Here is a 14,363-nt window from a genome sequence, read left to right on the forward strand (position 1 = left end):
GCTCTGGTCATGGGCGACGGTCTATAGCAGACGATAGCATTGAAGGATGGCGCCGGACTCGAACTGCTCGACTCTTGTCAATTCGAATTGCCGGTGAGCCCTGTCGCGAGGAAACAGCGGCGTGCCTCCGCCGATAGACACCGGGTACACAATCAATCTCAGCTCATCGATCAAACCGGCGGTCAACACCGACTGGATCGCTCCTGCTCCAGCGAAAACGGCAACGGGTTGCACCGATTGAGCCTTGATTTGCTTGATCCTGTCGATGTCCACAGCATGGCTATTCGCCCATCCCGTCTGTTCGGGGCCATGCGTAAGGACATATTTGGGCAGGGACGTCATCCGCTCCGTTTGAGCCACGAGGTCCGGCGTCATTGCCATCGATCCTGCCTCAGCCTGCTGCCAATAGCCGGCAATGGCTGCATGTGCTGTGCGACCGAATACCATCGCCTCAATCTCGCGAAGGTTTTGAGTGTGAAGCGCATCGATCGAACGATCCTCGGTCATCCAGTCGATTGCCTTAGCCTCATCCTCAATGAAGCCGTCCAGTGAGACCGAGATCATGGCGAACAGGGTTGCGGACATGATCGGCTCCTCAATCAGGACAGATTGTGCCGCCTATCAACGCCGGGGTGAACCGAGCGTTCCTGATCATGAAGGGATGGCTGCCTCTCATCCATCTGAAGGCTTTCCCGCCGCCAGCACCTGGGCGCGGATTTCCCGCTTGAGCACTTTGCCCACTTTCGAGCGGGGCAGGTCGGGCCAGATCTCAATCGACTTGGGCGTCTTCACGCTGCCGATGCCGGCTTTCACGCTCGCCAGTATCTCGTCGCCATCGGCGCTCTGGCCTTGGCGCAGCTGCACGACGGCACAGACGCGCTCGCCCCATTTGGGGTCGGGCAGGCCGAACACGGCGCAGTCCTGTACCGCCGGATGGCGCAGCAGCGCCTGTTCGACCTCGGCCGAATAGACGTTGAAGCCGCCGGTGATGATCATGTCCTTGGCGCGGTCGACAATGAACAGGAAATTGTCCGGGTCGAGATAGCCGATATCCCCGGTGCGGTGCCAACCGTCGCGGCTCGCGGCGCGGGTCGCCTGCGGATCCTTGTAATAGCCGTCCATCACCAGCCGGCTGCGCACCACGATCTCGCCGCGCTCGCCGCGGGGCAGGAGCTTGCCGCCTGCATCCATCATCTCGACCTGCACCAGCGGGCCGGGTCGTCCGGCCGAGGAGAGGCGGTGGCGGGCGATGCTGCCATCTTTGTTGAAATGATCGCGCGGGTGCATCATCGAGATCATCATCGGTGCCTCGGTCTGGCCGAACAGTTGCGCCATCACCGGGCCGATCTTGTCGATCGCTTCTTCAAGCCGTGCGGCGGAGATCGGCGCCGCGCCGTACCAGAAGCATTGCATCGCGCTGAGGTCGGTTTCGGCGAGCGCGGGATGGTCGATCAGCATGTAGATCAGGGTCGGCGGCAGGAAGGTGTGGGTCGCGCGGTGCTGTCCGGCGAGCGTCAGGAACATACCGATATCGGGATAGGGCATGATCACCACCTCGCCGCCAAGAACGAGAATCGGGAAAGCAAGCACGCCCGCCGCATGAGTGAGCGGCGCCATGGCGAGATAGACCGGTCGCCCTTCGAACGGATAGCCCATCAGGGTGAGGGCGGTCATCGTCTCGAGATTCTGATTGGAGAGCATCACGCCCTTGGGGCTGCCGGTGGTGCCGCCGGTGCCGGGGATCATTGCCAGGTCGCTGACCGGCACAGCGTTGAACGGGGCATCATCCACGCCGTCGAGCCACTGCGCCAGTGACGGCGCGAATGGCTGCAAGGCATCGAGGCACACGAGCAGGCGCAGCTTGGGCAGCGAGGCGCGCAGTTCGTCGACCAGGCCGGCGAATTTGCTGTGGAAGATCAGCGCGACGCAGTCGAAAGCGTCGAGCACGAAGGCGTTCTCGGCGGCTTCGTTGCGCGGGTTGATCGGGCACCAGACACAGGCGGCGCGCGAGATCGCGAAGACCGATGCGAAGGCGACCGGATCATTGCCCGACAGGATCGCCACATGCTCGCCCGGCGTGATCCCCGAGCGGTCGAGGCCGCGCGCGATACGGTGAGTCAGTGCCTGCACCTCGCCATAGGACAGGCTGGTGTCGCCCATGGTCAGGCACGGCGCCTCGCCGCCCAACGAGGCACCCTTGTCGAGATAGTCGACCAGCCGCATCTGTGTCTCCGCCCGGTCAGTCGTGAATGGTGGTGATCGGCTTCATCACCAGCCCGAAGCTGCGCAGCACACCGAGCAACTCGCGATGGCCGAATGCCTGGCAGGCCGAGGCGAAGCCGGCGCGGCGCGGCGGTTGCTGGAGCAGCGAATAGGCCGCCCAGGCCTGCAGCAATCCGGTCTGCTTATAGTTGCAATTGCCGTGAATCACGACATGCGCGCGGCCGAGCGGGCCGGAGGCATGAACGGAATCGATCGTGGTGTTGAGCCGTGGATTCTCGCGTGGCGGCATGTCCGCCTGGACCGAATCCGCCATCTTGGCGAGTGCGGCTTCCTGTTCGGCGAAGGGCAAAGGCAGGATGTCGGTTTCGACCATCTTGGTCATCGCCACCACGCCCTCCATCACTTCGCGCGCGAACACGCCGCCGGCGACCTTCACATTGGCGACACGCGGGTCGTTCTTGAACCAGATCGGGTGCGAGGTGCCACCCCAGGGCAAAGCGAGCGTGTTGAGGTGCTGGCCCGGCACATTGACTTCGAAGGTTGAGGTGATCGGCCATTGAACATATTGATTCTGTTCGAGATAAAACCATTTTGCCTTGAGGATTGTGAAGATCGTCTGGGTCGAGGCATAGGTCGGGAAGCCCTTCCACAGCACCAGCATGTCAAGCGTGTCGAGCCCGGGCGTTTCGAGCGCGATGTTCGCCGCGATCTCGCCGGTGGTGTACATCTGCGCGATGCAGGGGGAGAGCAGCAGGCCCTTGGCAGCGAACTTCGCGCCCCATTTCTCCTGCGCCTCGATCATCCAGTCCTGTTCGCCGGTGGTGTCCATGTAATGGCAGCCGGCAGCGAGGCAGGCCTCGACCACTTCGGGACCATATTTGATGAACGGGCCGACCATGTTGCACACCACGCTGGCGCCCTTGAACAGCTTGGTGAGCGCCGCGACCGAATGCTCGACCTCAGCCACTTCATAGTCCGCGCTTTCGATCCCCGGCACCTTGTCCATCACCTCCTGGATGCGCTTCCGGTCGCGGCCGGCGGCGATGAAGGGGATATTCAGTTCGCGCAGATATTCGCACACCAGGCGGCCGGTATAGCCCGACGCGCCATAGACGATGACTGGTTTGCTGCTGCTCATGGGATCCCCTGCTCCTGATCCGGTGGTGAATGTTTCAGCTGCCCATCCCGCCATCGACCGACAGGCCAGTGCCGGTGATGAAGCGAGCGGCGTCGCTGCATAGAAAGACGATGACATCGGCCATGTCGGCGACCTCGCCGAGCCGGCCGAGCGGCGTCAGGCCGATCACGTCGCCGACCGCCGCTTCGGCGCTGGGCCACAGGCCAATCTCGGCCATGTCGACGGCGAGCTTGCTGCCCATGGCGGTCGGCACCAGGCCGGGAAAGACGCAATTGACGCGCACGCCGTAACCGAGCTTGCCGGATTCGACCGCGGCGATGCGGGTGATGCGATCGACCGCCGATTTGGTTGCCGAATAGCCGCCAATGCCGGGGAAGGGGATGGTCGCCGCGACCGAGGCAATGTTGACGATCGCACCGCCTTGGCCGGCCGCACCACCGGGTTTCATCGCGCGGAAGCCATGCTTGATGCCAAGTGCGGTACCGACGATGTTGACGTCGCACATCCGGCGCAGATCGTCGGCCGACTGATCGATCAGCAGCGACGAGATCTCGATCCCGGCATTGTTGATCAGGATGTCGAGCCCACCCAGGTCGGCGACCACTTGCGGGATCGCAGCTTCCCATCCGGCGTCGGAACAGACATCGAGCTTGACGAAGCTGGCGGTAGCGCCGGTGGCGCGCAGTTCGTTCGCGGTCGCATGGCCGGCGGCCTCGTTGATGTCGAGGATCGCGACTGCCGCACCCGCCACGGCCAGCGCCTGAGCCGTGCCGGCGCCAATGCCGGTCGCGCCGCCGGTGATCAGTGCCTTGCGGCCGGTCAGGTCGAACTTGCTCATCGCAGTGCCTCCTTCGAGATGAAATCAGACCGCAATATAGCCTCCATCGACGATCAGTTCGCTGCCGACCATGTACGAAGCGTCGTCGCTGGCGAGGAACAGCAGCGGGCGGGCAATCTCGGTCGGGGTGGCGAGGCGGCCGAGCGGGATGGCGGCGGCCACCCCTTCGGCAAAGGCCGCTGCATCGTCACCCAGCGCAGTGATCGCATCGCTGACCAGCTTGGTGTCGGCATAGCCCGGATGGAGCGAGTTGATCCGTATCGGATAGCGCTTGCGCGCGCAGTCCACCGCGGCCGCCTTGGTGAACATCGAAACGCCGCCCTTGGTCGCATTATAGGCGGGGAACATCGGCTCGGCGACATTGGCGGCGATCGACGCGACATTGACGATCACCCCGCCGCGCTGCTTCATCGCGGCGATGCCGGCGCGCGTGCCGTAGAACACGCTTTCGAGATTGATCGCCATCAGCCGCCGCCAGTCCGCGCCGCTGGTGTCCTCGATCGATTTGAGGAAGCCGGCGCCGGCATTATTGACCAGCACATCGATCCGGCCATGCTGCGCGACCACCCCGTCAACGATCACGGTCCATTGGTCCTCGTCGGCCACGTCCTGATGCAGGCCGGCGACGCGCAGGCCCTGTTCAGTCATCGCACGGACCGCCGCCGACAGCTCGTCCAGGTCGATATCGGTCGCGATCACCACGCCGCCTTCGCGCGCGAACTCTTCGGCCGCGGCGCGGCCGATGCCGCGTGCCGCGCCGGTGATGAGAATGATCCTGTCAGTGAAACGCTGCATGGAACGGCCTGAAATGCGTGTGGCGGTTATTCGCGGGCGGCCAGGGAGAAGCGTACCGCCCGCGAATGTCGGGATCAGAATTTCATCGAGGCTTCGACGCCGTAAGTCCGCGGCATGCCGCGATTGAGATAATCGAGGCCGAACACGTCGATGTTGAGACCATAGGTGTAGTAATATTTGTTGGTCAGGTTTTTGCCCCACACGCTGACCGAGAATTTCTTGTCGAGTTCATAGGTGAGGCGGCCGTTGAACAGCCAGTAGCCCGGATTGCCGCAGGTAATCCCGGTGCCGGCCGGGCGAATATTGCCCGGCGCACCGGGGCGGTCGCATGGGCTCTGGCCATAGTCGCCGAACGGGTCGAAATAATATTTGCCCATGTAACTGGTGTCGCCGCGCAGCGTGACCTTGTGCTTGCCGGTGTCGACCACGTCCCATTCGAACCCGGCGGTGAAGGTGGTGCTCGGCGCGTTGGGGAAGGGATTGCCGTTGACGTTGCGCGTCGGGCTGCTCGGATCCGCCGGGTTGAGCACATTGCCCTGATATTTGCTGTTGAGCAGGCCGAGTGCGGCATCGAAGCGGAGATTGTCGAGCGCCTTCACGCTCAGTTCGGCCTCACCGCCGTACAGGCGGCCATTGGCGCTGCGCGTGAAAGTGGTGGCGCCGACCACCTGAGTCACCTGATGATTGGCATAGTCGTAATAGAAGCCGGCCAGGTTGAGCTGCACGCGGCGGTCGAAGAAGCGCATCTTCAGGCCGCCTTCATAGGCGTTCACTTTTTCCGGCTTGATATAATAGACCTGATTGGTGCCCTGATAAGCGAGGCCGTTGAAGCTGCCGCTGCGATAGCCGCGGCTGAACTGGGCATAGCCCATGATGTCGTCGGCGAATTCATAGCTGATATTGGCGCGGCCGGTCAGGCGGTTGGCCTTTTCGCGCTGCTCGAGCGGGGCGAGATTGGGGTTATAGGTCTGGCTGTAGGGGATCAGGTTGGCGACCGGCGTGGTGCCCGACAGGTCGTAGAGGATCGTGCTGCCGTTGAGATAGTTCACCTGATCCCAGGTATAGCGCAGGCCGACAGCGACGGTCAGGCGATCGGTCGCCTTCCAGGTCACATCGCCATAGATCGCCTTGGACGGGCGCTGGACATCATAGCGCTGGCGCCCGAGGATCGGCCCGAAGGGCGGCGCGCCGGCGGTCCGGCACGCGGCGGAATAAGCTCCGCCGAAACCGCCGCCGCCCGAATTGTTGAGCGCAATGTCAGTCTGCAGCGCGACCAGCGAGCGGGCATCGAGGAAGCCATTGGGGTTGATCTCGATCCGGTCGCAAAATCCCGCATCGCCGGGCCGCAGCGCGGGATTGGCGAGGAAGCCGGGGATATAGCGGATCGCATCGGGCGTGCCGATCGCGGCATTGTTGCTGTTGCCGGGAACGCCGAGGCTGAGCAGCAGCGGGCGCAGCACACCGAAGAAGTCCGGCTCATTGGTCGTCTTGACCGTGTCCTTGCCGTAATAGAGCCCGGCGACGATATCGAATTTACCACCTGAATAGTTGAAACGAAGGTCCTGGTTGAAATTCTCGCTCTCCGAATAATAGCGGATCGAGCAGAGATCGTTTGGTGACCCGTCGCAATCGGTCGGGGCGTTGCGGTATTTGCCCTTGTCGTAGCCAGTGATTGAGGTGACGGTGAGGTTGTCGGTCAGCTCATAGCTGATGTTGAGCGCAACGCCCTTGGAGTTGGTGTAGAGCGTACCGCCGGTATTGGCCGCGACCTCGTCCCGGCCGAGCGCGCGGCCGCCATTCTGCGCCGGGTCGAAGCGCGAATAGCCCAGCGCATCGCGCCCGCCATCGAGCTGACCCATGCCGTAAGCATTGGCGCCGAGCGGTTTGTCGGTCGCGACATAGAGCTTGAGATTGACGTCGAGCCGGTCGCTCGGTTTCCAGCGCAGCGAAATGCGCCCGCCGACCGAATCCGTGGTGCCGACATGGCGGTTCTGCGCCGGATTGTACTGCCAGCCATCGCCCTTCGCCCAGGTGCCGGCGATGCGGATGCCGAGCGTGTCGGGGACCAGGGTTGCCTCGACCGCGGCCTGAGCAGTTTTGGTGTCGTAATTGCCGTAACCGACCGTGACATAGCCATTATAGCCGGACAGTTCGGGCTTGCGGGTGAAGAAGCTGATCGCGCCGCCAGTGGTGTTGCGGCCGTACAGCGTGCCCTGCGGGCCGCGCAGCACTTCGACCCGGTCAATATCATAGAGTTGCTGGCCATGGCTGGCGCGGAAGCTCTGATAGACTTCATCGACGTAGACACCGACTGGCGAGGCGGTCGAGGCGGAGAATTCATTGGCGACCGAGATGCCGCGCAGCGCGAAATTGGGCTGGGTGCGGCCATAGGGCGTCGTCACCTGCAGGCTGGGGATGGCGCCCATCAGGTCAGAGGTCTCAGTGATGCCGCGTGCCTGCAGCGCCTCGGCATTGATCGCCGAGATGGCAGCGGGGACGTCCTGCAGGTTCTGCGCGCGCTTCTGCGCGGTCACGACGATGTCGCCGAGCCCGCCGCTATCCTGTTCGGCGACAGCTTCGGTGGAGGGTGCAGGGGTCGGTGAAACGGGAGTGCTATCCTGCGCCAGAGCCGGGACCGACCATGCCATCGACATGGCAACCAGCGCGCAACCGCCCATCAGGTGGAGCTTCGTCATCATCACTCTCCCTAAGATCGCGCCTCGTTGAGCGCTTTCATCTTGAGCAGAGGCTAGGCGCGAGGGGGCGCCGACCACAATCGATGCGATGGGGGGGACGGCGGGGGGGCGTAACCCCCAAGACCCGAACAACACTTGCCAGATGGGGCCGGGCTGGGCAGGTTATCGTCGGAGCAGGAGAGTGATGGCAAGTTCGCGGCCGCGACTGTTGATCGACACGCGAGATGATGGTGATCCTCTCGTCACGCCGCCTGATGCGATGCTGTTCACCAAAAGCAAACTGGCGCCGCCACTGCGACCGGCGCATCCGGTGGCGCTCGATCGCCACCGCCTGAGGTTGGCAGCGCTGCACGATCACAGCCTTTGTCTGGTCCATGCGCCGAGCGGCTATGGCAAATCGACGCTGGGTGGTGACTGGTATCATGCCCTGGCGGCGCTGGGGTGTCGGGCGGGCTGGGTCTCGTTCGATTATGAGGACGACGAATCCGCCCGGGCGATTTCCTATATCATGGAAGCGGTCCGGTCGGCGCTGGCCTCACCGGCACTTGGTGTGGGCGGGGAGGGCTGGATCCACAATGCGCTGGTCCCGCCAGTGTCGATCGCGACGCGCCTGATCAATGCGATCCATGACAGCGCTGCGCCGTTCGCGCTGTTCCTCGACGATGTCGACCGGCTGACCGATCCGCGCATCCTGCAGTTCCTCAACTATCTGCTGCTGCACTGCCCGGCCAATCTGCACATCGTGCTGATCTATCAGACTCAGCCGGCGCTGCCGCTGGCGCATCTCAATCATCGCGGCATGGTGCTGCGGGTCGGGGTCGAGGATCTGCGCCTGCGCGACGATGAGGCGTGTGAGTTGCTCACCGGGTCGGGGGTTGGGCTCGACGAAAGCGAGATCCTTATCCTCAACAAGGCGATGGGCGGCTGGGTGACCGGCTTGCGGATCGGATCGGCAGCGCTGCGCAATAATCATGACGCGCTGTTCGACATCGGCCTGACCCGGCACAGTGCGCACTGGCTGAGCGATTATCTCGACGAGAATATCCTGCATTATCTCACCCCGGCCTATCGCCGCTTCCTGACGCATTCCGCGATCGTCGAAACGGTCAGCGCGAGTCTGTGCCGTGCCTTGACCGGGATGGCCGAGGCCGAGGACATGCTGCACTGGCTGGCGGAGCAGAATCTGTTCGTCCAGCAGTTGGACGATGACGGCGCCTGGTTCCGCATTCATCCGGTGTTCCGTGAATTCCTGCTTGCGCAGCTGACCCGCAACGACCCGGGTGCGCTGCCGCAGCTGCATGACAAAGCGAGCCGCTGGTTTGCCGGGCAGGGCCGGCTGGCCGAGGCGATTGGCCATGCGTTCGAGGGCGGTGATGCCGAAGGCGCAGCCGAACTGATTGCGCAGGCGGCGATGCCGATGCTGGAGCGGTCCGACGTGCTGCCGCTGCTCGGCTGGATCGCGCGGCTGCCGGCGGCAGTGATCGAGGATCGCATTCCGCTGCGCCTTGCCGAGGCCTGGGCGCTGACATTGTGCCTCAGGCCGCAGGCGCGGCCCTTGCTCGACGATCTGCGGACGCGCGTCGGGCAATTGCCGGACGATGCGGCGCGCATGGCGTTCCAGCATGAACTGGCCGGGATCGAGACGATCTTCCTCGCAGTGTGTGAGGACCGGCTCGATGCCGCCGTGAGCCAGGGGCAGTCGTTCCTCGAGGCGACCCGGGACGAGGGCAGCTTTGTCGAGCGCGCGGTGCGCAATGCCGCGGCCTATTGCGAGCTGCATCGCGGCGATCACCGGCTGGTGCACGACATGGTGCGACCGGCCCAGCTTTATGCGCAGCGCGACGAGCAGATTTTCCCGACCGCCTATCGCCACGCGATCATCGGCTCCTGCTTTCGCGCGCAGGGACAGCTCGACGAAGCCGAGCGGACCTTTCGCACCGGCCATGATCTGTCCGACCGGCTGGCCGGGCCGCACTCCGCCTCGTCGGCGCTGCTCGCCCCGTTCCTGGCGCGCAGCCTGTATGAGCGCGATAACCTGCCGGCCGCCGCCGCTGTTCTCGACGGACGGATGCCAATTGTCGATGAGGCCTGTTTCCACGAAGCGGTGATCCATGCCTATCTCGTGTCGGTGCGGATCGCGGCGCAGCAGGGGCTGCGCGCCGAGGCGGCGTCGCTGATCGAGCATATCGAGCTGCTCGGCTATGAACGCGGCTGGCGCCGGTTGCAGGCGAGCAGCATCGTCGAGCGCGCCCGGCTTGGCCTGCCGCAGACAATGGACGCCGACGCGCTTCTGCCGATCGAGCTGGAGGAAGCGGCGATTGCGCGGCCGCTGTCGCTCGATGCGCGGGTATTTGCGATCCTCGCCGAGGTGCGGGTCTATGCCGCGATCGACGCCAGCGACCGGCCGCGCCTCAACCAGGTCGCCGACCGGCTCGCGCAATTGGCCGAGCAGACCAACGACACCGAACTGAAGCTGAAGGCGGCCCTGTTCATGGTGCTGCCGCAGCTGAGCGGGCGGTGCGACCGGCTGGTCGACCTCGACACGATCAACCTGCTCAACCATGCCGCGCAGAGCGGTTTTCGCCGTACCATCCAGGATGTGCTGGAGGTCACCGGGGTCGGCGCGATGGCGCAGTTGGCGAATGGTGGCTATGCGCCCAATTCCTTTCTGTCGCTGGTCCAGCAGGTTGGCGAGGCGCGCGCATCTACCAGGGCATCCGCCAATGATGCGAGCCTGACCGGCATCACTGTCTTCTCCATCCTTACTTCACGCGAGATCGATGTGCTGACCGCGGTCGGCAATGGCGATTCGAACAAGGAGATTGCGCGGCGGCTCCATCTGACGCCCGAAACGGTCAAATGGCATCTCAAGAATGTGATGCGCAAACTGGGTGCGGAAGATCGGGCAGAGGCGGTACGCAATGCATCGACCCTGGGTCTGTCGCTCGCGCCAGCCTGAGTCCGATCGCGCCAGTCACCCCTGTTCCTGAAAATAAAAAAACATCACGCGATAACAGGGGTGGCGTTGGATTTTGGACGAGATTTCTTCGTTCCTGTTCAATGGCTTGAGACGTCCCACCCCTGTTATTGAGATAACAGGGGTGGGACGGCAGATAACAGGGGTCGGCCGCCCGCCCGTTCAGCCCGGAACAGGGGCATATCCTGTGGTCATTTTCATGATGAGAAAGAGCGTAAGCGAGCGATCGGAGATCGTTCAGTGCGACACTGCTCTCTTTGCCACCCAAAGTGAATCGACGCCTGTGACCGTCCATTGGGGAAGCGTGCCGATCCTTCCGACCGGCGGGTCAGTCAGCCCGGCTTCGCCATCTCGTCGAGTGCCGCGCTGATTTTGGTTGCGGTGCTCCAGTTGCGGTTGGTGCCGACCGCGCCGAGCGATTTCAGGCCGAAGCCGGCGATCATTTTCGAACCCGCCATGTCGTCGGCGCCGAACCAGCAATAGAAATCGCCGCTCGCGATCCGCTCGATCCGCTCGGCACCCTGAGCGCGCCGGCGCAGCTGCTCCACGCCGTGATCGGGCAGCGGATCGCGCATCGCCCAGAGGATCAGATGCGCCGGCTTTTCACTCGCCTCGGCCTCGAACGGATTGGCAGCGAGCATCGCGCGCCATTCCTCTGCTGTCTTGACGACAATCTCGGTCGCGCGGCCATATTCCTCGGCACAGGCCGCCTCCAGTTCTTGCTCCAGCCGGCTGACGCTCTTGCGCGAGCGGAACAGGAGATTGCCGGTGGCGATCACCGTGCGGGCGTCGGCACCGCCGACAGCCTCGGCGATACGCAGCAACGCCTCGCGCGTCAGCCGGCGGTCGCCGATCACCATGCTGCGGAACAGGGCGATTTTGATCGGCATCCGATCGTTCAGGCGCCGGCAGGGTTGCGGGGGTGTGGGGTGTGCATCGTGGACGCTGTATGTCTCGACCTTTAGGTTGATGTCGATAGAAGAGGCCATCGGCTGCGAAGAGATTTGTCATGTCCCGGATTTACCTGTCGCTTGTCCTGCTGCTTGCTGCGCTAGGCTGGTCCGCGCCGGCAATGGCGAGCGGTGATTTCGGATGCTCGACCTCCTGGAAGCTGAAGCATCGGGACATGACTGGCTGCGACAATATGGCGATCCTGTCGCCCGGCAACGATACGCGGGTGAATTTGGTACTCCTGATCGGTCGAGGCGCTCCGAAACAAGGTGTGACCCCGCCGGAATCCGCAACGAAACCGGGCGCCTTGTTCGAGTGGCCGATGTTTGCGGGCTATAATTATTCCGGCCCGGAAACGACCGCCAATCTCAATTATGCCAATGGTGAGGGATCGCGCTGCCTGAGCAATCATTTTGGCACCGATGATTTCGTGGCGGCGGTCGAGGCGGAGCGTAAGGTCCCGCAGCGTGATCGGGACGAACTGATCCGTGCCCGGCGCGCGTTGCAACCAAACTGCGCGGGCGCGGCCGGAGCGCCGCCGATCGCTCAGGGTGTCCAGTCGCCACGCGGAAAACTGTTCGAGCGCTATTTGACTGGCGCGGCGGCCTTTTACGCAGGAGACTATGACGCCGCCGCCACGGCGTTCCGGGGCCTGAGTGGGGCGGACCAGTCATGGATCGCGGAGACGGCACGCTATATGCTGGCGCGCGTCGAAGTGAACCGTGCCCAGGTCGATGCCTTTGACGAATATGGCTCCCCTAAAGCGGGATTCCCACCTCAGGCCGCGGTCATCGATGCGGCCGAGGCCAATCTGCGTGACTATCTCCGCGCCTATCCGCAGGGACGCTACAGCAGCTCGGCGCGGGGCTTGTTGCGACGAGTCTATTGGCTGGGGGGAAGAACCGAAAAGCTGGCGGCGGAATATGTCGCGCTGTTCAGATTGGCGCCAGAGAAACGCGGCATCGATTCGGCGGACCTTGCGCAGGAAGTGGACAACAAGCTCCTGCCGCTTCTCACGACAGACAATGTAACCGATCCGATCCTGCTCACCGTGATCGATCTCGCGCGGATGCGCAGCCTCGATAGCGACCGGCCCACAGAATGCTGTAACACGCCGCTCACGCTTGATGAACTGCAAGCGCAGCGTGCGCATTTTTCGGGCAATCCGGCGCTGTTCGACTATCTGCTCGCCGCCTATGCGTTGTTCGTCGACAATCGTCCTGCCGACGTCTTGCGGCTCATTCCGGATGCGGCGCGGCAGCGCGGGTTCGACTATCTCCAGTTCAGCCGCCAGATGCTGCGTGGCATGGCGCTGGAGCAAAACCGGGATCGCAACGCGCGCGGTTTCTGGGTTGAGATGCTGCCGGGCGCGACATTGCCGTTCCAGCGTCCCGCGCTCGAACTCGCGCTGGCGCTGCACGATGAACGTGCCGCAAGCCTCGAGCGTATCTTCGCCCCGGAATCTGCGGTGCGAACGCCTGATATCCGCGAGATATTGCTGAAAAACATCGCCGGGCCGCAATTGCTCCGTCGCCAGGCCAGGGACGGCAGTATCGCACGCCACGAACGCGGCGTGGCGCTTGCGACATTATTGTACAAGGAAATGGGGCATGGATTGTATCAGGACTTTCTCGACGACCTGAAATCCGTGCCGGCCAATGCGCGGGCAGGGGGCAGCCTTTATGATTTTGCCGCGACGGATGATCCGCCACTGGGAGTCTTCCTGAAATCCGATAATTTGGGGGATTATGGCTGCGTGCCTTTCCGGCAGACCATGATGGCGCTGGCGAAGGCGCCGCGCGATGTGACGGCGCGTCTGTGCCTGGCCGAATTCATGCGGGCGAACAATTTCGATCAGTCCGAATTCGATCGCCAGCCACCCGCCGACCAGCTGGGCGGGACGCAATCGCTATTCCCGGGCCAGCCCTATTCGCGACTGGAAGTCTATAAATCGATTATCGCCGACCCGCAGGCACCGGCGCGCGGCAAAGCCTATGCGCTGTATCGTGCAGTCAATTGTTACGCGCCGAACGGCCGCAACGAATGCGGCGGAACCGACGTGCCGCGCGCGCAGCGCAAGGCCTGGTTCACCCGATTGAAGAAGGACTATCCGTCTTCGAGCTGGGCGCAGGACATACGATATTATTGGTAATCGATGATCCGCGGAGCGATCATCCTGCTTCTGCTTGCTGCGGCGAGCGTGTCGCAATCACCGGTTCCGGCTGAGACGGTCGATGCGCACCATTATGATGCGTTCTGGCTATGGGCCGGGGTCAAGCCGCAACCGGTGCTGAAGCGGGCGAAACGAATCTACCTGCTGCAAGGGCAGGTCGAGGCAAGTAACCCGGTGCGGCTAGTGCAGCAACGTCCTGCGGTGCCGCATATCATCGGCCGTGAGATATGGATGGTGGTGCGGGTCGAAACGCTGGCCTGGTCGCCGCAAATCTATCAGCAGGTAAATGCGCAACTTGCCCGGTGGCGCGCCGCCGGCAATCACGTGGCCGGAATCCAGATCGATTTCGATGCCCGTACCCGCCATCTCGACAATTATGCGGTGTTCCTGGCCGACCTGCGGCGGCGCTTGCCAGCCGATTGCCGGCTGGGCATCACCGGATTGCTCGACTGGAGCGCCAATGGCGACCCCAAGGGGCTCGACGCACTGGCCGGCACGGTCGATGAGATCGTGCTGCAAATCTATCAGGGCCGCCGGGTCATCCCGGGCTATGCGACTTACCTCTCCTGGCT

The 14,363-nt window shown here is 63.4% G+C and carries 10 protein-coding genes; 3 read left to right on the forward strand and 7 right to left on the reverse strand.

Annotated elements, in window-relative coordinates; genetic code table 11:
• Positions 1-21: 21 nt before the first annotated feature.
• The 6 genes from ACRECS_RS26605 to ACRECS_RS26630 all read right to left on the reverse strand — a co-directional run bounded on the left by ACRECS_RS26605 (position 22) and on the right by ACRECS_RS26630 (position 7,690).
• Positions 22-585: a dihydrofolate reductase family protein gene (locus ACRECS_RS26605; RefSeq protein ID WP_431585992.1), complete on the reverse strand. Its 564-nt coding sequence runs from the start codon at positions 583-585 to the stop codon at positions 22-24.
• An 87-nt stretch (positions 586-672) separates the two neighbouring features.
• On the reverse strand, positions 673-2,223 hold the full coding sequence (locus ACRECS_RS26610) for an AMP-binding protein (protein WP_431585993.1): 1,551 nt from the start codon (positions 2,221-2,223) through the stop codon (positions 673-675).
• A gap of 16 nt (positions 2,224-2,239) precedes the next feature.
• Positions 2,240-3,361 (reverse strand): DUF5938 domain-containing protein, encoded by a 1,122-nt coding sequence (locus tag ACRECS_RS26615; RefSeq protein ID WP_431585994.1) that lies wholly within the window; start codon positions 3,359-3,361, stop codon positions 2,240-2,242.
• Positions 3,362-3,395: 34 nt separating this feature from the next.
• Positions 3,396-4,199, reverse strand: coding sequence for an SDR family NAD(P)-dependent oxidoreductase (locus ACRECS_RS26620; protein ID WP_431585995.1), 804 nt, complete (start codon positions 4,197-4,199; stop codon positions 3,396-3,398).
• Positions 4,200-4,223: 24 nt separating this feature from the next.
• A complete protein-coding gene (locus ACRECS_RS26625; RefSeq protein WP_431585996.1) occupies positions 4,224-4,994 on the reverse strand; it encodes a glucose 1-dehydrogenase in 771 nt (256 codons plus the stop codon).
• A gap of 74 nt (positions 4,995-5,068) precedes the next feature.
• Complete coding sequence (locus tag ACRECS_RS26630; RefSeq protein ID WP_431585997.1) at positions 5,069-7,690, reverse strand: TonB-dependent receptor; 2,622 nt, start codon at positions 7,688-7,690, stop codon at positions 5,069-5,071.
• 184 nt (positions 7,691-7,874) lie between these two features.
• Between ACRECS_RS26630 and ACRECS_RS26635 the strand changes: the two genes are divergently transcribed.
• A complete protein-coding gene (locus ACRECS_RS26635) occupies positions 7,875-10,649 on the forward strand; it encodes a LuxR C-terminal-related transcriptional regulator (RefSeq protein WP_431585998.1) in 2,775 nt (924 codons plus the stop codon).
• Between the two features lie 350 nt (positions 10,650-10,999).
• Here the strand turns inward: ACRECS_RS26635 and ACRECS_RS26640 are convergent, their stop codons facing one another.
• The gene (locus ACRECS_RS26640; RefSeq protein WP_431585999.1) at positions 11,000-11,557 is read right to left on the reverse strand and encodes a DUF1697 domain-containing protein; all 558 of its coding nucleotides are present in this window, start codon (positions 11,555-11,557) and stop codon (positions 11,000-11,002) included.
• Between the two features lie 119 nt (positions 11,558-11,676).
• On the opposite strand from ACRECS_RS26640, the gene ACRECS_RS26645 reads away from it, so the two are divergent.
• Both ACRECS_RS26645 and ACRECS_RS26650 read left to right on the forward strand, forming a co-directional pair.
• Positions 11,677-13,770: a hypothetical protein gene (locus ACRECS_RS26645; RefSeq protein ID WP_431586000.1), complete on the forward strand. Its 2,094-nt coding sequence runs from the start codon at positions 11,677-11,679 to the stop codon at positions 13,768-13,770.
• A gap of 3 nt (positions 13,771-13,773) precedes the next feature.
• Positions 13,774-14,363: DUF3142 domain-containing protein (locus tag ACRECS_RS26650; protein ID WP_431586001.1), on the forward strand; the 590-nt coding region annotated here is incomplete at its 3' end.

The sequence above is a fragment of the Sphingomonas sp. genome (assembly GCF_050725575.1).
In the GTDB taxonomy this organism is placed as follows: Bacteria; Pseudomonadota; Alphaproteobacteria; order Sphingomonadales; family Sphingomonadaceae; genus Sphingomonas.